This window comes from Luteibacter sp. 3190, assembly GCF_031456385.1.
Taxonomy (GTDB): domain Bacteria; phylum Pseudomonadota; class Gammaproteobacteria; order Xanthomonadales; family Rhodanobacteraceae; genus Luteibacter.
Map to the genome: position 1 here is coordinate 1,307,480 of NZ_JAVDUO010000001.1, position 22,557 is coordinate 1,330,036.

Annotated in this window: 17 protein-coding genes; 10 read left to right on the forward strand and 7 right to left on the reverse strand. The window is 68.8% G+C overall.

The genetic code is table 11. The features are described 5' to 3' along the window. Positions 1–67: 67 nt before the first annotated feature. Entirely contained in the window at positions 68–1,231 is a 1,164-nt protein-coding gene (locus J2X58_RS06000) for a zinc-dependent alcohol dehydrogenase (RefSeq protein ID WP_310046985.1), read from the forward strand. A 1-nt stretch (position 1,232) separates the two neighbouring features. Here J2X58_RS06000 and J2X58_RS06005 read toward each other — a convergent pair whose 3' ends face one another. The 4 genes from J2X58_RS06005 to J2X58_RS06020 form a co-directional block, all read right to left on the reverse strand. Then, the gene (locus J2X58_RS06005; protein WP_310046986.1) at positions 1,233–2,594 is read right to left on the reverse strand and encodes a chloride channel protein; all 1,362 of its coding nucleotides are present in this window, start codon (positions 2,592–2,594) and stop codon (positions 1,233–1,235) included. An 84-nt stretch (positions 2,595–2,678) separates the two neighbouring features. Next, positions 2,679–3,830 carry a calcium:proton antiporter gene (locus J2X58_RS06010; protein ID WP_310046988.1) on the reverse strand — a complete coding sequence of 384 codons (1,152 nt, stop codon included), beginning with the start codon at positions 3,828–3,830 and terminating at the stop codon, positions 2,679–2,681. Positions 3,831–3,916: 86 nt separating this feature from the next. Further along, complete coding sequence (locus J2X58_RS06015; RefSeq protein WP_310046989.1) at positions 3,917–4,564, reverse strand: hypothetical protein; 648 nt, start codon at positions 4,562–4,564, stop codon at positions 3,917–3,919. 65 nt (positions 4,565–4,629) lie between these two features. Then, positions 4,630–5,136: an AraC family transcriptional regulator gene (locus J2X58_RS06020; protein WP_310046990.1), complete on the reverse strand. Its 507-nt coding sequence runs from the start codon at positions 5,134–5,136 to the stop codon at positions 4,630–4,632. A 284-nt stretch (positions 5,137–5,420) separates the two neighbouring features. On the opposite strand from J2X58_RS06020, the gene J2X58_RS06025 reads away from it, so the two are divergent. Beyond that, positions 5,421–6,059, forward strand: a complete 639-nt coding sequence (locus tag J2X58_RS06025; protein WP_310046991.1) for a response regulator transcription factor — start codon at positions 5,421–5,423, stop codon at positions 6,057–6,059. Here the strand turns inward: J2X58_RS06025 and J2X58_RS06030 are convergent. Then, positions 6,056–9,043, reverse strand: a complete 2,988-nt coding sequence (locus J2X58_RS06030; protein WP_310046993.1) for an ATP-binding protein — start codon at positions 9,041–9,043, stop codon at positions 6,056–6,058. The genes J2X58_RS06025 and J2X58_RS06030 overlap by 4 nt on opposite strands. A gap of 191 nt (positions 9,044–9,234) precedes the next feature. Between J2X58_RS06030 and J2X58_RS06035 the strand changes: the two genes are divergently transcribed. Then, positions 9,235–9,876: a hypothetical protein gene (locus J2X58_RS06035; RefSeq protein ID WP_310046995.1), complete on the forward strand. Its 642-nt coding sequence runs from the start codon at positions 9,235–9,237 to the stop codon at positions 9,874–9,876. A gap of 6 nt (positions 9,877–9,882) precedes the next feature. Here the strand turns inward: J2X58_RS06035 and J2X58_RS06040 are convergent, their stop codons facing one another. Together J2X58_RS06040 and J2X58_RS06045 are read right to left on the reverse strand one after the other, a co-directional pair. After that, complete coding sequence (locus tag J2X58_RS06040; protein WP_310046997.1) at positions 9,883–10,731, reverse strand: NAD(P)H-hydrate dehydratase; 849 nt, start codon at positions 10,729–10,731, stop codon at positions 9,883–9,885. After that, positions 10,731–11,522, reverse strand: a complete 792-nt coding sequence (locus J2X58_RS06045) for a histidine phosphatase family protein (protein ID WP_090053223.1) — start codon at positions 11,520–11,522, stop codon at positions 10,731–10,733. The genes J2X58_RS06040 and J2X58_RS06045 overlap by 1 nt, the downstream gene beginning before the upstream one ends. 307 nt (positions 11,523–11,829) lie before the next feature. On the opposite strand from J2X58_RS06045, the gene J2X58_RS06050 reads away from it, so the two are divergent. From J2X58_RS06050 to selB, 7 genes are all read left to right on the forward strand, one after another. Continuing rightward, a complete protein-coding gene (locus tag J2X58_RS06050; protein ID WP_310046998.1) occupies positions 11,830–13,143 on the forward strand; it encodes an epoxide hydrolase in 1,314 nt (437 codons plus the stop codon). Between the two features lie 443 nt (positions 13,144–13,586). Next, on the forward strand, positions 13,587–16,661 hold the full coding sequence (fdnG, locus tag J2X58_RS06055) for a formate dehydrogenase-N subunit alpha (RefSeq protein WP_090053219.1): 3,075 nt from the start codon (positions 13,587–13,589) through the stop codon (positions 16,659–16,661). A gap of 10 nt (positions 16,662–16,671) precedes the next feature. Then, positions 16,672–17,592, forward strand: a complete 921-nt coding sequence (gene fdxH, locus J2X58_RS06060; protein WP_310047001.1) for a formate dehydrogenase subunit beta — start codon at positions 16,672–16,674, stop codon at positions 17,590–17,592. Next, a complete protein-coding gene (locus J2X58_RS06065; RefSeq protein ID WP_310047002.1) occupies positions 17,589–18,248 on the forward strand; it encodes a formate dehydrogenase subunit gamma in 660 nt (219 codons plus the stop codon). The genes fdxH and J2X58_RS06065 overlap by 4 nt, the downstream gene beginning before the upstream one ends. Continuing rightward, entirely contained in the window at positions 18,245–19,192 is a 948-nt protein-coding gene (fdhE, locus tag J2X58_RS06070; protein WP_310047003.1) for a formate dehydrogenase accessory protein FdhE, read from the forward strand. Before J2X58_RS06065 ends, fdhE begins: the two co-directional genes overlap by 4 nt. A 12-nt stretch (positions 19,193–19,204) precedes the next feature. Next, positions 19,205–20,626 (forward strand): L-seryl-tRNA(Sec) selenium transferase, encoded by a 1,422-nt coding sequence (gene selA, locus J2X58_RS06075; RefSeq protein WP_310047004.1) that lies wholly within the window; start codon positions 19,205–19,207, stop codon positions 20,624–20,626. Further along, on the forward strand, positions 20,623–22,557 hold the full coding sequence (selB, locus tag J2X58_RS06080; protein WP_310047006.1) for a selenocysteine-specific translation elongation factor: 1,935 nt from the start codon (positions 20,623–20,625) through the stop codon (positions 22,555–22,557). The genes selA and selB overlap by 4 nt, the downstream gene beginning before the upstream one ends.

Here is a 22,557-nt window from a genome sequence, read left to right on the forward strand (position 1 = left end):
CGCGATGACCGCACGTTGAGATAGCGGGTGCAACGGTGGGGGCTCTCTTCATGGAGCCCCCACCCCGATGAAAGCACTGACGTATCACGGTTCCAGGGACGTCCGCGTCGAAACCGTTCCCGATCCGCGCATCGTCGAAGCCGACGACATCCTCCTGCGCGTGACCGCCACCGCCATCTGCGGCTCCGACCTGCACCTTTATCACGGCAAGATCCCCGAAACGAAGCACGGCGACATCTTCGGCCACGAGTTCATGGGCGTCGTCGAGGAAGCCGGCCCCGGCGTCACCGAGGTATCCGTCGGCGACCGCGTCGTCATTCCCTTCGTCATCGCCTGCGGCCATTGTTTCTTCTGCGAGCTCGAGCAGTACGCGGCCTGTGAAACGACCAATCCCGACCAGGGCGCCAGCCTGCGCAAGCGCGCCATGATGACGCCGCCGGCCGCGCTGTTCGGCTACAGCCACCTGTACGGTGGCGTGCCCGGTGGCCAGGCCGAGTTCGTGCGCGTGCCGAAGGCGAACGTCGGCCCGTTCGTCATCCCGGGCAGCCTCGACGACGAGCGTGTGCTGTTTCTCTCGGACATCCTTCCCACGGGCTACCAGGCCGTGCTCAACGCGAAGATCGGTCCGGGTTCGTCCGTCGCCATCTTCGGCGCGGGGCCGGTCGGCCTGATGTCCGCCGCGTGCGCGCGCATGCTCGGCGCGGAGCGCATCTTCATCGTGGACGACGAACCGTACCGCCTCGACTTCGCGGCGGCGACCTACGGCGCCATCCCCATCGACTTTTCGAAAGTCGATTCCTCCGAGGCGATCCTCGAGAAGACCCACGGCCGCGGCGTGGACGCGTCGATCGATGCCGTGGGTTTCGAAGCCAAGGGAAGCACGGTCGAAACCGTGATGAGCACGCTGAAACTTGAGACGAGCTCGGGCGAGGTGATCCGCCAGTGCATCGCCGCGACCCGCCGCGGCGGCATCGTGAGCATCCCCGGTGTCTATGCGGGCTTCATCCACGGCTTCCTGCTCGGCGATGCCTTCGACAAGGGCCTGACGCTGGCGATGGGCCAGACGCACGTGCAGAAATACCTGCCCGAGCTGCTCGACGCCATCGAGGACGGCCGTCTCCAGCCGGACGTGATCATCTCGCACCGGATGAAGCTGGCCGACGCCGCGCGCGGTTACGACGTCTTCGATGCGAAGAAGGAGGATTGCCGCAAGGTCGTGCTCACGCCTTGAACTAGGGTGCCGACGGCGGCCGGGCGGCGCCATCGCGCTCGGCCGCATACTGGGCGATGAGGGCATCCGCCATCGCCTTGTACACCGGCACGCGGCAGACCAGCGCCGATACCGCGCGCGCGAGCAGGCACGCCGCCATGATCGGCAACGCCATCTGGTGGTTCGCCGTCAGCTCCAGGGAGATCACGGCGGACGTCAGCGGCGCCTGCGTGACGCCGGCCAGATAGGCCGACATGCCCAGCAGCACCACGGCCGACGCGTCGGCGCCCGGCAGGAAGTGCGCGATGTTGCCGCCCAGTCCTGCACCGACCGCCAGCGCCGGCGAGAAGATGCCGCCCGGGATGCCGGCCCACGACGAAGCGATGTTGCCGAGGAATTTCAGGGCGCCGAACAGCGGCCCGGCGTCGCCATGTCCCTGCAGGATGTCGCGCGCCTGAGCATAACCGGTGCCATAGAGACCGCCGGCGCTGAGCTGGCTCAGCAGCACCAGGGCGAGGCCGCACGCTGCGGCGAAAATCACCGGCTGCCGCGCGCGCAGTCGCCCGAGGACGCCGCGCATGCCGGTCGCCGATGGAATGATCAGACGCGCGAAGAGCCCGCCGGCGAGGCCGCCCACGACGCCAGTCAGCAGCACCGCGATCCAGGCGCGCCCCAAGGGCAGCGCCGCGGTGATATCGCCGAAGTAGGCGTAGTTTCCGAGGATGCCGAGCGACACGACGCCGGCCACGATCACCGCCGTGAGCAGCGTGCCGCTCATCCGGTGCTCGAACGTGCCGGACATCTCCTCGATGGCGAAGACGACGCCGGCCAGTGGCGTGTTGAAGGCGGCGGCCAGACCGGCGGCCGAGCCGGCGAGGATGAAGCGGCCGGCGGCGGCCGGTTCGTCGAAACCGAATCGCCGCCCCAGCGAATACAGCAGTCCCGCGCCGACGTGCACGGTCGGCCCCTCACGCCCGACAGACGCGCCGCCAAGCAGCGCCGCGAGCGTCAACGCCATCTTGCCCGCCGCGACGCGCAACGCGAGCAGCCGCGAGCGGAAGCCGTCGTCTTCCACCTTGAGCGCCGCGATCGCCTGTGGAATGCCGGAGCCGCGTGTGGCCTTCAGCGCTCCCTGCGTGAGCCAGCACAGCAGCGCGAACATCGCTGGCGTGACGAGGAACGGCACCCAGCGACCGTGCGCGGCCATCCCGCGGAAAGCCTCGGACGCGAAGTCCGCCGCCCGTGCGAAGAGCACCGCGGCCAGGCCGACGACGATGGCACCAACCCAGAAGACGATACGCCTGCGCCACTGCGTCGGCGAAAGCCAGTCGTGGTTCGTGACGCGCTCGAAACGCGCCGCGATGCGTGCGCGCCGGTCACTCATCGGCGGAAAGCGGCATGGGGAGGGCCTTTGCTTCGGAGTTCCCCATGATACCCGCGCGGACGGCGCGATGCCCGCCGCCGTGGATCAGGGGAAGAACACGAAGAAGATGAAACAGGCGAACAGCATCAGGTGCACCGCGCCCTGCAGCAGATGCGTGCGCGGGCTCGAGAAGGTCACCACGGACATGAACAGCGTGAGGACGAACAGCACCAGATCGCTATGGTCGAGGCCCAGGGTGATCGGATGATCCGTGACGCGGCTGATCAGCAGGATCGCGGGCACGGTCAACCCGATCGTCGACAACACGGAACCGAGGAACACGTTGACCGACCGCTGCAGTTCGTTCCGGTTCGCCGCGCGGATGGCGCCGAGCCCCTCGGGCATCGCCACCAGGATCGCCATCGCGAGGCCGCCGAGCGCGATGGGCGCGTGCAGCGTCTCCATGACGTAGTCGATCGGCACCGCGAGGTGATCGACGAGGAACACCACCGGGACCATGTAGGCGATCAGCAGCACGGCCGACGTACCCGGCCCCCGGTCGACCGGCCGCTCGCGCGTGTCCCGCACCTTCGCGGAGTCCTCGACGAAGTAGCCGCGCATGCGCCGGTTCTGCAGGAACACGAAGGTGACGTAGAGAACGAACGCGAAGATCGCGATGAACAGCTGATGCGGCAGTCGACGATAGGCTCCCACCGCGCCGTGCGCGAAGTCCGGCATGACCATCGCCAGCACGCCCAGCGGGATGATCAGCCCCAGGTACGCGTTCGCGCCCTGGAGGTTGTAGGCCTGCTCGTTGTGCTTCAGGCCGCCGAGCAGCAGCGACATGCCGACCATGCCGTTGAGCACGATCATGGTCACGGAGAACAGCGTGTCGCGCGCCAGCGTCGGATTGTTCTCCCCGTGCAGCATCACCGCGGTCACGCTCATGACCTCGATCGATGTCACGGCGAGCGTCAGGACCAGCGTCCCGCGCGGTTCGCCCAGATGGTGCGCCAGATGCTCCGCGTGCCGGACCACCGCCACGGCGCAGCCGAGCACGATGAGGAACAGCCACGCGAACACGCAGACGAGCCACTCGGTGCGCTCCAGATGCGCCAGGAGCGTCTCCGGCAAGATCAGGAAGGCAAGACAGGTGAGCCAGGCCAGGGGCAGGAGCTTCTCGCCACGAATCACCGAAGCCCAACGGATACGGTGGACGGGCGGCGCTGCATCGGCGGTTTCCGGCGAGGGTTCCATGTCGCGTCCGGCAAGGTCGGTCGGGAGGCGTGTCGATCCTAGCACCGCGTCGGGAGGTACCATCCACCTCGTTTCGCGCGGTGCGTTCAGAACGCCAGATTGAGGCCCATGTTGATCCAGCGGTCATCCTGCCGCCCGACGCTGCGCCCGACGACGAGGTCGATGCTGTCGTCGCCGAACGGCAGACGCACGCCGCCCTGCCATGTGCGTCCAGCCCCGGCGGTATCCAGGACCTCGGCCAGCAGCGTCATGTCGGGCGACACCGTGAACTCGACGCCGCCACCGAGGAGCCGCTGCGCGCCCTGCCCCTGCGGCCGCGTCGCGCCGACGTCGACGTTGAACGCCCAGCACCCGTTCGGGTCGGGCTGGTACGTGGTGGCGGCATACGCATACGTCGAACGTGTGCGCGCGTGCTGGAAGGTGGCACCGGCGGCGAGCGCGGTCTGCACCCGTGCGCCGTCGACCACCTGCCACTTCACGCCGGGCGCCACGCCGGGGCCGCCGACGTGCCAGCCCGTGGACAGCGGCAACGAGAACTCGACCGGTCCCCAGCTGCAGGCCGGCACGCTGTTCGCACTTCGCGACGCCCGGCCGAACTGCAGCCAGCTCTCCAGCTGGCAATGCCCCGCCGGCGTGATCGCCCCGTCGTCCACGAGATAGCTCCCGCCGGATGCCACGCAGAGCGGGCTGGCGAGCAGCAAGAGCCAGGGCGAGGATCGAAGAAGACGCGACACCGAAGGGTTCCCGGGAAAGAGCCGGAAGCATCCTACCGCGGGACACCCGTCGCCTTCGATGCGAATCAGGCCGCCGCGCGCCTGCGCCACGCGCCCGGCGATACGTGCCGGTGGCGCGAGAAGACGTTGGTGAAGTGGCTCTGGTCCGAGAAGCCGCAACGCGCGGCGATCTCCACCAGCGGAATGTCGCGCTGCGCGAGCAGGCGTTCGGCCTCCCTGATCCGTCGCTCCATGTGCCAGCGCGACGGCGACACGCCCGTGCTCGCCTTGAACGCGCGCGAGAAATGCCCGCGCGACGTGCGGCACGCCTGGGCCGCGCCCTGCACGGCGCGGCTCGCATCGAGTTCCCGCGTCAGGTGCTCGAACGCGAGCCGCAGCTGCCAGGTCGCCAGGCCCCCGCGGACGCTGGGCGCGCCGGCTTCCAGCGGTGCGTCCGCCGCATCGCGCGCCGCCAGCAACGCATTCGAGAGGTGCTCGACGAACGCGTCGGACGGTTGGACACGATCCACCCTCGCCCGCTGGAGCAGGAGGATCAGCGCGTCCTCGACGGACGACATCAGCATGGACGACATGGGCGACTCCCTCGAGGCTGCGTGCCGGATCGTCGGCCCCCCTGTGGACCCGGCGACATCAGGTTAGGGGCGCTCGCGGTCCGTCGATACCCTCCGACGTGGCGCTCGCCGGCCCATTCGTGGGACGACCGGTCACACTTTCGTGTCATGCGCGGGCCGACCGCGAGATTCATCCATTTGGGTATTGAACGGATCGCGGCATCACACGACCATGGCGGGGCTGCGGTGGTCCGGGGAGAACGGGCGGGACGGCCCAGGCTTGTCCATACGGGGAGGAGACCCTGGTGAGCGATACGAGCGCCGCGCCGGAGAAGATCCGGATCCTGATCACCGACGACCATCCGGCCATGCGACAGGGGCTGACGTCGGCGATCGCGCGCGAACCGGACATGGAACTGGTCGGCGAGGCCGCCGACGGCGCCGAAGCCATCGAGCGTTTCCGCCAGCTCCGGCCCACGGTCGCGCTGCTCGACCTGCAGATGCCCCGCGTCGATGGCCTCGAAGCGATCGAGGCCATCCGCAAGGAATTCCCGGACGCCAACATCATCGTGCTCACCAGTTACCCGGGCGACGCACGCGTGATGCGCGCGCTGACGCTGGGCGCCACGTCCTACCTGCTCAAGTCGGCCACGCTCGACGAGATCATCCACGCGATCCGGGCCTCGCTCACCGGCCGACACGTGGTGGCGCCCGAACTGGCCTACCAGATCGCGCTGCACGCCGCCGCCGACAACCTCACCGCGCGCGAACTGAGCGTTCTTCGCCTCGCGGCGGCGGGCAAGGGCAACAAGACGATCGGCGACGAGCTCTGCGTCTCGGAGGACACCGTCAAGTCGCGCATGCGCAGCATCATGGCGAAGCTGGGCGCGCACGACCGCACGCACGCGGTGATGATCGCCGTGCAGCGCGGGTTTCTCGACTAGGCCGCCGGCGACGCTCCCGCCCGCATATAGGCGCGGCGCGCCGGGATCTTCACGTGCAGCTCGGTGCCTTCGCCGGGTGCGGAATCGACGTTGAGCACGCCGCCCACGCGCGCCACCCGCTCGCGCAGCCCCACCAGGCCGAACCGCCCGGCGCCTGTCGTGCCGGTCGCTTCCGCGGGCATCCCGATGCCGTCGTCGACGATGCTGAGCCACAGCGCGTCGCTGGCATAGTTCAGCGTGACGCTCACGGTCGTCCCTTTCGCGTGCGTAAAGGCGTTGCGCATGCCTTCGAGCGCGATCTGGCGCAGCTCGTACGTGCATTCCGGACGCAGCGGCCGCGGCTCACCCTTCGCGTCGAGGACGAACGCCATGGCGTGGCGCTGTTGCAGCAGCGAGCCTTCCGCGGCGAGGTCGTCGTAGAGCGCCAGGCCGGTGTCGCCGCTGCGCCGTAGCGAAAGGATGCGCTGCCGCCCTTCGACGATCGCGTCGCGCGCCTCGAGCGCCATGTCGTCGAGTTCTTTCCGCCAGAACGCCGGGAAGCGGTCGTCCGCGGCCCATGCCTGCAGCGTCAGCGTGAGGCCATGGAAACGCTGCAGCAGCGTGTCGTGGATGTCGCGCGCCACCGCGTCGCGCTCGTCGGCGCGGATCTTCAGACGCCGGCGAAGGTTCCTCGCATGGATGCGCTGCCATAGCCAGATCAGTCCCAGCAGCGGCAGGAACGCCAGCGCGCGGAACCACCAGGTCTCGTGCAGCGCCGGATTGCGCGTCAGCCGCAAGGTGGCGACGCGCTCGCTCGCCGCGCCGTCCTGCCCCACCGCCGCGACTTCGAAGGTGTATGCGCCAGGCGGCAGGTTGGTGAACACCGCTTCGCGCCGGTTGCTCACGTCTTCCCAGGTGTCGCTGAGTCCGCGCAAGCGGTAGCGATAATGCAGACGGGGGCCATCGGAGAGCGCCGGGGCGGTATAGGCGATGCGCACGGACCGCTCGGTGCCGTCGAGCGTCGCCGCCTCGTTCGCCGGCAGGCGCCTCTGGCTCGTGGCGATCGTCTCGATGACCGGGCTGACCGGTTTCCGGGAGACGGGCATGCTCGCGGGATCGATCCACGCCAGCCCGGCCGTCGTCTGTGCCCACAGCCGCCCGTCCGCGCTCGCGCGCAGGGTGGGCAGCGTCCGGTCCGGATCCGGCGCGCCGGGGACGCCGTCGGATTCGTCGAACATCCGGTAGGTGAACGGCTTGCCGCCGGATGCGAGCGCGCCCGGAATGCTCGCCGCATCGATCCGTGCCACGCCGCCCAGCGTGTGCGCCCAGAGGTTGCCGGCAGGGTCGAGGAAGAGCCCCGTCGTCGGCACGAACGCCTCGGCCTCGCTGCCGCGAAGCGTCGTGAAGCGATGGCCGTCGAAGAATTCGATGCCGCTCTCGCCGCCGATCCATGCGCCACCGCGCACCGGCGCGATGACGCTCATCGCGCGATTGTGCAGGCCATCGCGCGTGGTCCATGCGGTGACCTTTCCATCGAGGACCTTCCACAGCGAGCCGACGCCGCCCATCCAGATCGCGTCGTCGTCGCCGACGGCCGCCACGCGCGGCAAAGCGGGCGGCGGGATGACCGTGTTCCAGGCCGTGCCGTCCCACGAGACCGCGCCGGACGTGTCGGAAATCGGGCAGAGGTAGATCCGCCCTTTCGCGTCGCTGACCACGCACGCGGGACGACCCACGCCCACCCGCTCGGCGAACGTGGCCACGGGCGTGGCGCCCCGCTCGTCGGCGCGCCACAGACCGGTGGTGTTGGCGATCAGCGCGGCATCGGCATGCCGGTCGAGGAACGCCGCGAAACCGTGCTTGCCGATCCCGGCCTCCTGCCAGGACGCCGGCGGCACGGCGTGGATCGCGGGCCGCGTCTCGCTTGCCACCCACACTTCCCCGTTCTTCAGGACCGCCGCCGACACTTCGTGGATGCCCTCGGGCAGGCGAACCTGCGTGAACACGGAACGGGTGAAGCGATCGATCCCGCCTTCGCTGCCGATCCAGACGTTGCCATCGGTGTCCTCCGCGATGGGCCACGCGACGCCGCCGCTCAACCCTTCCGCCTTGCGCATCGTCTCGTACGCCGGCAGCGCGTGACGTTCCTCCGCTGCCTGCATGGCGGCGCGCGAGATGAAGACCACCCCGTTCGTCGGCGACGTCAGCCACACGTTCCCCTCGCGGTCCTCGCAGAGGCCGAAGGCGTGGAAGTCGAACGGCAACGCGGTTTCCGTCAGCGAGAGGCCCTCGCGGCGGAAAAAATGCACCGAATCCGTCCCCATCAGATACATGCGTCCCGACCGGCCGACCCGGATTTTCCGGATGTCACGGGACGCGGCAGCCACGTCGACGGGAGCCTCGCGTCCCTCGGGAACGACGACCGGCGCGAGACCCGCGCGCGCGATCCATAGGTTGCCGTCGGAATCGAACGCGGCATCCATCATGTCGAGGTCGTCCTTGGCCGGAAGACGGCGCACCCACGCGTGGCGCGCCTCGTCGAACGAGCGGTACCCGTCGGGCGTGGCGATCCATACCGTGCCGTCCCGCGCCGTGAAGAAACGCCCTCCGCGTCCCGGGAAGCCCTGCGCCGGCCCGAACGTTTCGATGTGGCCGTGCCTCACCAGGGACGGACCGGTCCGGATGTTCGTGACCCAGACGCCACCGCCCGGCGCGGCGACGATCCGATCGAGCTGGGCCTGTTCGAACCGCTCGCCGGCTGGCGGCTCGAACGCGGTGAACGACACCCCGTCGAAACGAGTCAGGCCCTTCGTGCCGATGATCCAGAGGAATCCGTCGCGGCCTTGCACCAGCCCGGCGACGTCACCGGGCGCGCCATCCTTCTTGAGAAAGGCGGTGTGCTGGTAGCTGCCGAGCGTGTCGGGCGCGCTGGCCGCCGCGCACAGCAGCAGCGCCGTCACGGCGATCAACACCGCCCTGCCCATCCCCCTCAACCACTCGCGCATCGTCGCCTTCGATCCCCGCGGCCCACCAGGCCTCATCCCGGACATTCCCGGCAAGATTGCTACCTCGTACCCGTCAGCCACAAGTAGCCATGCGTCGAGTCGCCATGACCTGCGACCTCCCTGTGACCAATGGCTCATGGCCCGTTCCCGCGCGCGTCTTACCGTCGGCGGTATCGATCAGGGAGTAGCCCATGGGACTGAAAGACATCGTGGCGGGCATCGCGCTGCTCGTCGTTGCCGGCACGGCATCGGCCGACGCGTTGCTCCAGCAAGCGCTCGCGCGCGACGCGTTGGCCCCCGGGAACGTCCGCGGCATGCTGCGCACGACCACCACGGTCACGGGCGGTGACGCGCCGGAGGTCGAAACGGTGATCGTGGACCCGCGCAAGGAACCGAAGAAAGCGCTCGCCTCGTATGCCGAACTGAAGGACGTCATCGGCGCGAACGCGCAGGTCGCGAGCCGCGATGCGGGGCGCACCGTCTACACGTTCACCACGCGGCACGTGCCGAAGGCGTTCACGCGCGCCGGCAGCGTGAGTGTGCAGATGGACGGCGAAGGCGACGACGGCCTGTTCGACGGCACCGCCGAGGTAAGCACCGATGCCTCGGGCCGGCCGTACGTCAGCCATGTCGACCTGCGCATGCACGACGGTGCTGGCAATTTCCTCGCCCGCGTGAAGAAGATCGACATCGGCTACGCCTTCGGCCCGGCCACGGGCACCGATGCGATGGTCGCCACGGCGATGTCGGTGGACGTCGACGTGCGCGCCCTCTTCTTCATGCACCGCAACGCCCGTGCGGAGTCCACCCTGGTCGCGGACAACCCGCGGTAGGCATGCCTACCACTGCGCGAGCACCCGCGGAATCCTGGGCAGCAACTCGCGCGCGAGGAAGCCGATCCGTCCGATCTGCCGACCCGCCATCAGCCCGGCGCGCGCGTGAACGGCGACACCCCACACCGCCGCCTGCGGCAGCGTCGCGCCGCGGGCGACGAAGCCCGCGATGACGCCGGCGAGCACGTCGCCCGAGCCCGACGTGCCGAGACCTGGGGCGTCGACGACGTGCTTCCATAGCATACCCTCGGGGTCGGCGATCCAGGTCGTGGGGCCCTTCAGCACGACGATCGCGCGGAACCGCTCCGCGGCCGCGGTCGCGACGCCGACGCAGTCACCCGCGACCTCCTTCGGCCGCAGGCCCATCAGGTCCGCCATCTCGGGGATGTGCGGCGTGATGACCAGGCGGCCCGCCGCCGGCTCGAGCGCCTCGGCGTGAAGACTGCCGGCGTCCGCGACGACGGGAACGCCGGCCCGCGCCACCTGTGCCGACACGGGCGACGCGCGGGTCGCCATCCCCGGCCCGACCAGCACTACGCCCGCCTGCCGCACCAGATCGACCTGGGCGGCTTCGAGCGCACGCAGCTCCCCGGCCTCGTCCAGCGAAACGCCGACGACCGCGGCTTCCGGCAGCGCGACGCCCAGATGAGCCGCGGCCTCGGCGCCCGTGACGACCATGAGCTTGCCGGCACCGGCACGCAGCGCCGCCTCGCCCGCGAGCGTGACCGCGCCCGGCACCTGACGCGAGCCACCGACCACGAGCACGCGGCCGCGGTCCTCCTTGCTCTGTGCGTCGTCGGCGGACGGAAGCGGCCACGACGTCAGCAGTGCCCGGGTAACGCGCGTCGCGTCCATCAGCGTGGCCCCGTCGGCACGTCGCTCTCGCTCGTCACCTCGATCGATTCGAGGGTCGGGGCCACGAAGCGGCCATGCCGCAGCGCGAACTGCACGGGCGGACCGGCATCGATGTCGTATTCCGCGTAACCGCAGTTGGGAAAGTCACCCTCGCGGTCCACCGCCAGGATGTCTTCCTCGCGCATGCCTTCGAGGAGGTAGCGGAAGCAGTTGACGATCACCTGATGGCCGACGACCACGACGCGGCAATCGGGCTTGGTGAGGCGGATGCCGTCGACCACACTTCGTAGCCGAAGGATCACGTCGCACCAGCTCTCGCCACCCGGCGGCCGGAAGTAGAATTTGCCGACCATGCCGCGCTGGGCGGCGAGCTCCGGAAACTTCGACTGGATACCGTGCCGCGTGTAGCGGTCGAGCACGCCGAATTCCTTCTCGCGCAGCCGCTCGTCGACCTCGATCCTCTTCGGATCGAAACCGAGCGCCTCGGCCAGTACTTCGGCCGTCTGATGGGCGCGGACGAATGGCGAGGCCAGGATCGCGTCGGGCCGGGCGTCCTCCGGCAGGCCCGCCAGCCATTCGCCGAGCGCGCGCGCCTGGGCCCAGCCGAGGTCGGACAGCGGCGTGTCCGCGTCGCGATGGTTCAGGTCGATCAACTCGTCGCCGTTCGCCTCGGCGACGTCGCGCGCGACGTTCCCGGCACTCTGGCCATGCCGGACGATGTACAGCTTGCCGCTGGGCTTTCGGGACGATCCGGCCATGCAGGCTCCTCGTTTGGTCTCGCACCCGAGCATCGGACCCGCACCGTGAAAGCACCGTAGCAACCCGGTCACCCGTGGTAGCGGACCCGGCCGCGACAGCTCTTCGCGACAACCCATCGCGCTGGCGCGCGAGGCTCGGCACCGGGGCGAAAAGCCGTCGCGGCCGGGGCCGCTCCCACCGCGTTTGTATCGCTTTGTAAGCCACCGCCCTGCGATACGTTCGGATGCAAAAAGCCCCTGCCCGCGACACGAGGCAGGTGCATCCCCTGCCTAGTCTGACGGCGTGCCACGGCTGACGGCCGAGCGCATCCATTCATCGACACATCCAGGGAGAACACTGATGTCATTCGCACTCGCACGCCGCGCGCTGACCCTCGCCATCGGCCTCGCCACGCTGGCGCCCACGCTTCACGCCATGCCCGCCAGCGCCTTGGACGCGGCGACGGCCGCCCCCGCACCCGCCACCAAGGACGACGAAAGCATCCGCCCGTTCCATGTCCACGTCCCGCAGGAACAGCTCGACGACCTGCGCCGCCGGATCCGCGAGACCCGCTGGCCCGACCGCGAAACGGTGGCCGACCAGTCGCAGGGCATCCAGCTCGCCCAGGTCCAGGCGCTGGTGAAGTACTGGGGTACCGATTACGACTGGCGCAAGGCGGAAAAGCAGCTCAACGCCCTGCCGCAGTTCGTCACGACCATCGACGGCGTCGATATCCAGTTCATCCACGTGCGCTCGAAGAACCCGAACGCCCTGCCCGTCATCCTCACGCATGGCTGGCCCGGTTCCACCTTCGAGTTCCTCAAGACCATCGGGCCGCTGACCGATCCGGTCGCCTACGGCGGCAAGATCGAGGATTCGTTCGACGTGATCATCCCCTCCATCCCGGGGTACGGGTTCTCGGGCAAGCCGCGCGAGCTCGGCTGGGGCCCGGACCGCACCGCCCGCGCCTGGGACACGCTGATGAAGCGGCTCGGCTACACGAAGTACGTGTCGCAGGGCGGCGACCATGGCTCGGTGATCTCCGACGCCCTCGCCCGCCAGGCACCCAAGGGCCTGCTCGCGATCCACCTCAACATGCCGGCCACGGTACCGGGCGAGCTGTCCAAGCCGATCAACGCCGGCGACCCGGCCCCCGCCGACCTGACGAAGGACGAACGCGAGGCGTACGAGGCGCTCAGCACCTTCTTCGGCCGCAACGCCGCCTACGGCGCGATGATGGTGACCCGTCCGCAGACGATCGGCTATTCGCTCGCCGATTCCCCGTCCGGCCTCGCGTCTTTCATGTACGAGAAGTTCGCCCAGTGGAGCGACAGCGACGGCGTGCCCGAGCGCGTCCTCAGCCGCGACGAGATGCTCAACGACATCACCCTCTACTGGCTGACGAACAGCGGCGCGTCGTCGTCCCGCTTCTACTGGGAAAACAACAACAACAACTTCAGCTCGGCCACCCAGCACACGAGGGACATCAAGGTGCCGGTCGCCATCACCGTCTTCCCGCACGAGATCTACCGCGCGCCGAAGAGCTGGAGCCAGGCTGCCTACCCGAGCCTCTACTACTACCACCAGGTCCCGAAGGGCGGCCACTTCGCGGCATGGGAGCAACCGCAGATCTTCGCCGAAGAACTGCGCGAAGCGTTCCGCCCGGTCCGCTGAGCCTTCCCGCGATCAACGAAACGCCCGTAGGAGCGCACCTGGGCGCGATCGGGGTCTCGACTAGCCCCCATCGCGCCCGTTGGAGCGCACCTGGGCGCGATAAGGTTCTGCGGCGAGCTCCCATCGCGCCTGTTGGAGCGCACCTGGGCGCGATAAGGGTTCGCGGTAAGCTCCCATCGCGCCCGTTGGAGCGCACCTGGGCGCGATAAGGAGTCGCGGCGAGCTCCCATCGCGCCCAGGTGCGCTCCAACCCCTCCGGCTCTTCGGCCTCACCCAAAAGTAGCACTCCGAAAGAGCAGGATCGTCATCGACGCTCCCCGGGACTCGTGCTAGCGTTTGTGCGAACACCTCGTGAATGCGGGGTGCTCGATGAGAAACGTCAAGCCAGCCGCCGTCCGGTCACATGGGCGGTACGTCCAGCCAGATTCCAGGGAGCTCACGCGATGGCAATGACCCGCCGCGAGTTCATCAAGTTCACCGGCCTAGGCATCACCGCCTCGAGCCTCGGCCTCCTCGGCTTCGGGGCGGCGGGGGTGGCGCAGGCCGCCGCCGTCCGGCCCTTCAAGCTCACCCATGCCACCGAGACGCGCAATACCTGCACGTACTGCTCGGTGGCCTGCGGCATCCTCATCTACAGCATGGGCGACCGTGCCAAGAATGCGGTGTCGAACATCATCCATATCGAAGGCGATCCGGATCATCCGGTGAACCGGGGCACGCTCTGCCCCAAGGGTTCGGCGCTGCTCGACATCGTCCATGCCCCCACGCGCCTGAAGGCTCCGCGCTATCGCGAGCCCGGTGGCACGGACTTCAAGGAAGTCTCCTGGGACTTCGCGCTCGACCGCATCGCGCGCCTCATGAAGGACGACCGCGACAAGCACTTCAAGACGACGAACGACGCCGGCACCACCGTCAACCGGTGGACCAGCACGGGCATGCTCGCGGCATCCGCGTCGTCCAGTGAAACCGCCTACCTCACGTGGAAGGTGGCCCGCTCGCTCGGCATGGTGGTGTTCGACAACCAGGCGCGCGTCTGACACGGACCGACGGTGGCCAGTCTGGCCCCATCATTCGGTCGCGGTGCGATGACGAACACCTGGCAGGACATCAAGAACGCCAATGTGGTGATCGTGATGGGCGGCAACGCCGCCGAAGCGCACCCGTGCGGTTTCAAATGGGTGATCGAAGCGAAGATCGAGAACGGCGCGAAGCTGATCGTGGTCGACCCACGGTTCACGCGCACGGCGTCGGTCGCGGATTATTACGCCCCCATCCGGCCGGGCACGGACATCGCGTTCCTCAGCGGCCTGATGCGCTACCTGCTCGAGAAGGACGCCATCCAGCACGAGTACGTGCGCTCGTACACGAACGCCAGCCTGATCGTGCAGGAGGGCTTCGGCTTCCAGGACGGCCTGTTCAGCGGCTACGACGAGGCCAAGCACGGCTACGACCGCTCGTCGTGGGATTACGAGCTGGACGAGAACGGCTTCGCGAAGTCGGACGACACCTGGCAGAACCCGCGCTGCGTCATCAACCTGCTGAAGCAGCACGTTTCCCGGTACACGCCGGAGATGGTTTCGCGTATCACCGGCACGCCGCAGGACAAGTTCCTGCACATCTGCGAACTGATCGCCGCGACCTCCGCGCCCGACAAGGCCATGACCAGCCTGTTCGCGCTCGGCTGGACGCAGCACACGGTGGGTGCGCAGAACATCCGCGCCATGGCGATGGTCCAGCTGCTGCTGGGCAACATCGGCGTGGCCGGCGGTGGCATGAACGCGCTGCGCGGTCACTCGAACATCCAGGGCCTCACCGACGTGGGCCTGCTGTCGAACCAGATGCCCGGTTACCTCAGCATGCCGTACGACCGTGAGCCCACGTTCGACGACTACATGAAGACCAAGCAGTTCAAGCCCCTGCGCAACGGGCAGACGAGCTACTGGTCCAACTACCGCAAGTTCATCGTCAGCTCGCAGAAGGCGCTGTTCGGCGACGCGGCCACCGCGGAGAACAACTGGGCCTACGACTGGCTGCCCAAGCTCGACATCCCGCTGTACGACATCATCAAGGCGTTCGAGATGATGAACAACGGCGAGATGAACGGCTACATCTGCCAGGGCTTCAATCCGCTGCAGGCGTTCCCCGATCGCGGCAAGATCCGTCGCGGCCTGAGCAAGCTGAAGTTCCTTGTCACCATGGATCCGCTGGATACGGAAACCTCCCGTTTCTGGCAGGACTTCGGCCCGCAGAATCCTGCGAAGCCGTCGGAGATCCAGACCGAGGTGTTCCAGCTGCCCACCACCTGCTTCGCCGAGGAGAACGGCTCGCTGGTCAATTCGGCCCGCTGGCTGCAGTGGCACTGGAAAGCCGCCGAGGCCCCGGGCATCGCCAAGTCCGACATCTGGATCATGACCGGCCTGTTCCAGCGCCTGCGCGAGCTGTACCGCAAGGAAGGCGGCGCCTTCCCCGACGCGCTGCTCAACCTGACCTGGAAGTACACGGACCCGCGCCAACCGGATCCGGAGGAGCTGGCGAAGGAGATGAACGGCCGGGCGCTCGCCGACCTCACCGATGCCACCACCGGCGCGGTGACCAAGGCCGGCACCCTGCTGGACGGCTTCGGCCAGCTGCGCGACGACGGCACCACCGCGTCGGGCTGCTGGATCTTCTCCGGCTCGTTCACCGAGAAGGGCAACCAGATGGCCCGCCGCGACGCCACGGATCCGCGCGAGCAAGGCATCGCGCCGAACTGGGCATGGGCGTGGCCGGCCAACCGGCGCATCCTCTACAACCGCGCGAGCGCCGATCCGAACGGCAAGGCCTGGAACCCGAAGAAGCCCGTGATCGAATGGAACGGGACGAAGTGGACGGGCGTCGACGTTCCCGACTACGGCCCCACGATCAAGCCGTCGGACGGCGTCGGTCCCTTCATCATGAATGCCGAGGGCATGGGTCGCCTGTTCGCGCGCGATCTCATGGTGGAAGGCCCCTTCCCCGAGCACTACGAACCGATGGAATCGCCCGTCGAGAACGTGCTGCACCCGAAGGTGAGCCACAACCCGGTCGCACGCGTGTTCGCGGACGACAAGGCCAACTTCGGCACGCCCGAGCACTTCCCGTACGTGGCCACCACCTACCGCCTCACCGAGCACTTCCACTTCTGGACCAAGCACGCGCTGATCAACGCGATCCTCCAGCCGGAGGAATTCGTGGAGATCGGCGAGGTCCTGGCGAAGGAGAAAGGCATCGCGCAGGGCGGCTGGGTCAAGGTGTCGTCCAAGCGTGGCGAGGTGATCTGCAAGGCGTACGTGACCAAGCGCATCAAGCCGCTGACCGTGGACGGCAAGGCCACCCACGTCATCGGCGTGCCGCTGCACTGGGGCTTCACCGGCCAGGCGAGGAAAGGCTATGGCGCGAACACGCTGACCCCGTCGGTCGGCGACGCCAATACGCAGACGCCGGAATTCAAGGCGTTCCTCGTCAACGTCGAATCGACGACCGCACCGGTCACCGCCTGAGGCCTCCGACATGTCAGATCTGCAATCGCAAGACTATGTCCGCCGCTCGGCGACGACCCTGACGCCGCCGATGGCGCGCAACCATGAAGACCAGGTGGCCAAGCTGATCGACGTCAGCCGCTGCATCGGTTGCAAGGCGTGCCAGTCCGCGTGCATGGAATGGAACGACCTGCGCCCGGAGATCGGGCACTTCGAGGGCTCGTACGAGAACCCGAACGACCTGGGTCCGAGCGTCTGGACCCTGATGAAGTTCGCCGAGTACGAGAACGAACAGGGCAACCTCGAGTGGCTGATCCGCAAGGACGGCTGCATGCACTGCGAGGATCCGGGCTGCCTGAAGGCGTGCCCGGCGCCCGGCGCCATCGTGCAGTACGCCAACGGCATCGTCGACTTCATCAGCGACAAGTGCATCGGCTGCGGCTACTGCGTGAAGGGCTGTCCCTTCGACGTCCCGCGCATCAGCAAGACCGACCACAAGTCGTACAAGTGCACGCTGTGCTCCGACCGCGTCACGGTGGGGCTCGAGCCGGCCTGCGTGAAGGCCTGCCCCACGGGCGCGATCATGTTCGGTTCCAAGACCGACATGCACCGCCAGGCGGGCGAGCGCATCGAAGACCTCAAATCCCGGGGCTTCGGGAAGGCCGGCCTGTACGATCCCGCGGAAGTCGGCGGCACGCACGTCATGTACGTGCTGCACCATGCCGACAAGCCGTCGCTGTACTCCGGCCTGCCCGACGAACCGCGCATCAGCCCGACGGTCCGTGTCTGGAAGGGCATCCTGAAGCCGCTCGCGGTCATCGGTATCGCGGCCGCCGTCATCGGCTCGTTCTTCCACTGGGTCACCATCGGTCCCAACGAAGTCCAGGACGAGGACGAGGCCGAAGCCGATCGGGCCCTGCGCGAGATCGAGGAAGAGGAGAAGACGCCATGACCCGTCCGAAGCGAGCCCTCACGCGCTACACCACCGTCAACCGCGTGAACCACTGGATCAACGCCATCCTGTTCGTGCTTCTGGTGTTGTCGGGGCTGTCGTTCTTCGACCCGATCCTGTTCTTCCTTTCGGGCCTGTTCGGCGGCGGACAGTGGGCGCGCGCCGTGCATCCGTGGTTCGGTTGCTGCCTCGTGATCAGCTGGATCGGCATGTTCGTGCAGTTCTGGCGGTCCAACCTGTTCAACCGCGACGACGCCGCCTGGTCGAAGTCCATCGTGCACGTGGTGACCAACGACGACGAGAACGTGCCGCCGATCGGCCGCAACAACAGCGGCCAGAAGGCGGTGTTCTGGGCGATGACGCTGCTGATCCCCACGCTGTTCGTCAGCGGCCTGCTGATCTGGGAGGTCTACTTCGGCAAGGCGACGTCGATCCCGGTGCAGCGCGCGGCCGTCCTGATCCACAGCCTGGCGGCGCTCGGTGCGATCTTCGTGTGGATCGTGCATGTGTACGCCGCGATCTGGATCCGCGACTCGGTGCGCAGCATGACGCAGGGTTACGTCACGCCAGGCTGGGCATGGCACCATCACCGCAAGTGGTTCTATCAGCTGGCGTCCGGCCAACGCGTGAAGACCGAACCCAGGAAGAATCCGTGAAGCAAGCCGAAGCACCGCCGAACGCCAAATGGAGTGGCCCGTCCCACGCAGGCGTCAAGGCACCCGATCCGATCGTCCTCCCCGATCCCGCCACCCGCTTCGCCACCACGGCGAAGCGGCTGGACGGGATGGCCGACGGCCACCCGCTGGAGCCGTGGCTGCGGTTCATGGCCACGCTTTCGCGGGCGCAACACGACGTCGCCACGGCGATCGCGCCGGGTGCCACGCTCGCCGACGACGACGTCGCGCGTGCCGTCGACGCCCGTCTGCCGCCGCTCGCCGCGGACGGCCACCGACGCGACGCCGCGTGGCGCGACGGACTGACCCGCCTGCTCGACGGCATCGACGCGGCGTCCTTGCCGCCGCCGGCCCGCGACGCGATCGCACAACTCCGCGGCATGACGCCCGACGCGATCGAGACGCTCGCCGACCAGTTCCTGCGCGGTCGCGTCGCCACGGCGGACGCCGCCGCGGCGGTCTATGTCGCCGCGGCCCTGCAGGTGTACTTCACGGTGTCCGCCGCACGGCTCGACGCCGACGCGCTGCGCCTGCTCGAGGAGCGCCCGCTCTGCCCCTGCTGCGGCTCGCCCTCCGTGTCGGGCCTCATCACCGCCAGCGGCACGACGCCCGGCAGCCGCTTCCTGTACTGCTCGATGTGCTCCACGTCGTGGAACCACGTCCGTGCCGTGTGCCTGAACTGCAAGGGCACCCGGAAGCTCTCCGTGCAGGGCATCGAGGGCGATCCGGAAGTCGTCAAGGTGGAAACCTGCGGCGACTGCCATACCTACAGCAAGCTGCTCTACCAGTTGCGCGACATGCAGGTCGACCCGTACGCGGACGACCTCGCCTCGCTCGGCCTCGACCTGCTGGTCGCCGAAGCGGGATACTCGAGGCACGCACCGAACCCGCTGCTCCTCGCGGGGGACGACGACGCCCTCGAGTAAACTCCACGCGCCATGGCCGACCCAGACAACGTTTTTCGCCACCTACCCGCCGTCGCCACCGTCCTCGCCACGCCCGAGGCGGTGGCGCTCGCCGGGCGGCACGGGCGCCAGGCCACCACGAACGCCATCCGCGACGCGCTCGCCGACGCACGCCAGGCCCTCCAGCGCCAGGACGGGAGCGCGCTCGCGGGCGATCGGCCACCCTCGGCGCACGACATCGTCCACGCGGCGGCAAGGCGGCTCGACACGCCGCCCACCCTCCGCCCGGTCATCAACCTCACCGGCACGATCCTGCACACCAACCTCGGCCGCGCCCTGCTCCCGGAGTCCGCGATCGAGGCGGCCGTCGACGCCATGCGCCACCCGGTGCCGCTGGAATACGACCTCTGCACGGGCGCGCGGGGCGAACGCGACGACCACGTGCGCGCATTGCTGCGCGAACTGACCGGCGCCGACGATGCCACGGTGGTGAACAACAACGCGGCGGCGGTGCTGCTCTGCCTCAACACCTTCGCCCTGCGTCGTGAAGCGATCGTCTCGCGCGGCGAGCTGATCGAGATCGGCGGCGCGTTCCGCATGCCCGACATCATGGCGCGCGCCGGCGCGGACATGGTCGAGGTCGGCACGACGAACCGCACCCACCCGGCGGATTACCGCGACGCGCTGAACGAGCGCAGCGGCCTGATCCTGAAGGTGCACACGTCCAATTACCGCATCCAGGGCTTCACGTCGGAAGTCGGCGCGCGCGAGCTGGCCGGCATCGCCGACAAGGCCGGCGTGCCGCTGCTGAACGACCTCGGGTCCGGCAGCCTGGTCGACCTCTCCATGCATGGCCTCGCCCGCGAGCCGACGGTGCGCGAAGCCGTGCAGGAAGGCGCACGGCTGGTCACCTTTTCCGGCGACAAGCTGCTCGGCGGGCCGCAGGCCGGTTTCATCGTCGGCGACCGCGCCCTGATCGAGCAGATCAACCGCAATCCGCTCAAGCGTGCGCTGCGCGTCGACAAGATGCGCCTCGCCGCCATCGAGGCGACGCTACGGCTCTATCGCGATCCGGATCGTCTCGCGGAACACCTTCCGACACTGCGCTATCTCTCCCGCACGGTCGGCGAGATCCGTGCGCAGGCGACGCGACTGCTTCCCGCGGTCGCCGCGCGACTCGGCGAGGCGTTCCATGCCGACATAGGCGACTGTCACAGCCAGGTCGGCTCGGGCGCGCTCCCTCTCGACACCCTGCCGAGCGCCGCGCTGACGATCCGCGCGCACGGCAGCCAGTCCGCGCTCGAAGCGCTGGCGGCCCGCCTGCGCACCGGCGCGCGACCCATCATCGGACGGGTCGCGGACGGTGCGCTGCACTTCGATCTGCGTTGCCTCGCCGACTCGGACGAGGCCGCGTTCCTGGCCACGCTCGCGGAACGGAGCGCCGAGGCGCCGTGATCGTCGGTACCGCGGGACACATCGACCACGGCAAGACGTCGCTGGTGCGCGCGCTGACCGGCGTGGATACCGATCGGCTGAAGGAAGAGAAAGCGCGCGGCATCACCATCGACCTCGGCTTCGCCTACCTGCCGCTGGACGACGGCCGGACGCTTGGCTTCATCGACGTGCCGGGCCACGAACGCTTCGTGCATACCATGGTGGCCGGTGCCAGCGGCATCGACATCGCCCTGCTCGTCGTCGCCGCCGATGACGGCGTGATGCCGCAGACGCTCGAACACCTGGCGATCCTCGACCTGCTCGGCACGCGTCGCGCCCTGATCGCCCTGACCAAGGCCGACCTCGCCACGCCCGAACGGCTCGCCAACGTGGAGGCCCAGATTCGCGAAGCGACCGCAGGCACCGTCCTGGAAGGGGCCGACATCCTGCCGGTCTCGGCGAGCACGGGGGCTGGCGTCGACGACCTGCGCGCGCGCCTCGCCGCGGAAGCGCGCGCACTCGGCGAGCGCAGCGACGATGCCCGCTTCCGCCTCGCCGTCGACCGCGTGTTCACCCTGCCCGGCATCGGCCTCGTCGTCACGGGCACCGTGCTCTCGGGCAGCGTGCACGTGAAGGATCAGGTCACGATCAGTCCCTCCGGCCTCGCCGCTCGCGTGCGATCCATCCACGCGCAGAATCGCCAGGTGACGACGGGGCGCGCCGGCGATCGCTGCGCGTTGAACCTCGCCGGCGACGGCGTCGCGAAGGATGCGATCCAGCGTGGCGACATGGTCGTCGATCCGTCGCTGCATGCGCCGACCGACCGCATCGACGCCCGGCTGCACCTGCTGCCCGGGGAGCCGAAGTCGGCCGTGGCGTGGTTCCCGGCGCGCCTGCATCACGGTGCCACGGAGGTCGGCGTCCGCCTCGTGCCGCTTCAGGGCGAACAGGTCCGGCCCGGGCAGACGGCCGACGTGCAGCTCGTGCTGGACCGCCCGATCGCGGCCGCCGTCGGCGACCGCTACGTGCTCCGCGACGTGTCCGCGCGACGCACCATCGGCGGCGGCACGTTCATCGACCTGCGGGCGCCCGAACGCCAGCGGCGCAAGCCCGAGCGAATCGCCGAGCGCGAGGCGATGGCGATCGCCGATCCACGAGAGAGCCTCGCCGCCCTGCTCGACATCGCGCCGTACGCGCGCGACCTCGACGTATTCGCCCGGGATCGCGCGCTCACGCCGTCGACGCTCGGCGCCCTCGTCGCGGACATGGACCTCGTGCGCTTCGACAGCGGCGACGAGCGCGTAGCCATCGCCATGCCCGCGTGGCGGCGCTTCGTGGCGGCGGTGAACGAACGCCTCGAAACGTTCCACGCCGCCCAACCGGACGTCCAGGGCATGGCGCGCGAGAAACTCCGCCTCGCCGTGCTGCCGCGCCTGACGGCCGGCGCGTTCGCGCTGGCGCTGCAACACCCCGACGTCGCCGGCACCGTCGTTCGCGACGGTGCCTTCGTGCGCCTGGCCTCCCACTCGCTGCAGATGAGCCCCGAGCGCGAGGCGCTTTGGAACAAGGTGGCACCACTGCTCGGCGGCGAGGCGCGGTTCAAGCCGCCCCGGGTGCGCGATATCGCGGGCGAACTCGGCACGCCGGAAGACCAGGTCCGACGGATGCTGAAGTTCGCCGGCCGGCTGGGCCATGTCGACGAAGTGGCGCACGATCACTTCTTCCTGCGCGCCACGATGCACGAGATGGTGCAGATCGCCGTCGACATCGCGGCGCACGCCGCGGATGGCCGCTTCACCGCCGCGCAATTCCGCGACCGCCTCGACTGCGGCCGCAAGGTCGCGATCCAGATCCTGGAGTTCCTCGACCGGCAGGGTGTTATGCTCAATCAAGGCACGTTGCGCCGGATCCAGCCGCGTTACGTCGACCTCTACGGCGGTCCCTCGCCGTAA

Excerpts from the sequence above, each read along its gene's own strand:
- J2X58_RS06000 (WP_310046985.1), top strand. The coding sequence starts at position 68 with ATGAAAGCACTGACGTATCACGGTTCCAGGGACGTCCGCGTCGAAACC.
- J2X58_RS06005 (WP_310046986.1), bottom strand. The coding sequence starts at position 2,594 with ATGAGTGACCGGCGCGCACGCATCGCGGCGCGTTTCGAGCGCGTCACG.
- J2X58_RS06010 (WP_310046988.1), bottom strand. The coding sequence starts at position 3,830 with ATGGAACCCTCGCCGGAAACCGCCGATGCAGCGCCGCCCGTCCACCGT.
- J2X58_RS06020 (WP_310046990.1), bottom strand. The coding sequence starts at position 5,136 with ATGTCGTCCATGCTGATGTCGTCCGTCGAGGACGCGCTGATCCTCCTG.
- J2X58_RS06030 (WP_310046993.1), bottom strand. The coding sequence starts at position 9,043 with ATGCGCGAGTGGTTGAGGGGGATGGGCAGGGCGGTGTTGATCGCCGTG.
- J2X58_RS06035 (WP_310046995.1), top strand. The coding sequence starts at position 9,235 with ATGGGACTGAAAGACATCGTGGCGGGCATCGCGCTGCTCGTCGTTGCC.
- J2X58_RS06040 (WP_310046997.1), bottom strand. The coding sequence starts at position 10,731 with ATGGACGCGACGCGCGTTACCCGGGCACTGCTGACGTCGTGGCCGCTT.
- J2X58_RS06045 (WP_090053223.1), bottom strand. The coding sequence starts at position 11,522 with ATGCTCGGGTGCGAGACCAAACGAGGAGCCTGCATGGCCGGATCGTCC.
- J2X58_RS06050 (WP_310046998.1), top strand. The coding sequence starts at position 11,830 with ATGTCATTCGCACTCGCACGCCGCGCGCTGACCCTCGCCATCGGCCTC.
- fdxH (WP_310047001.1), top strand. The coding sequence starts at position 16,672 with ATGTCAGATCTGCAATCGCAAGACTATGTCCGCCGCTCGGCGACGACC.
- J2X58_RS06065 (WP_310047002.1), top strand. The coding sequence starts at position 17,589 with ATGACCCGTCCGAAGCGAGCCCTCACGCGCTACACCACCGTCAACCGC.
- selA (WP_310047004.1), top strand. The coding sequence starts at position 19,205 with ATGGCCGACCCAGACAACGTTTTTCGCCACCTACCCGCCGTCGCCACC.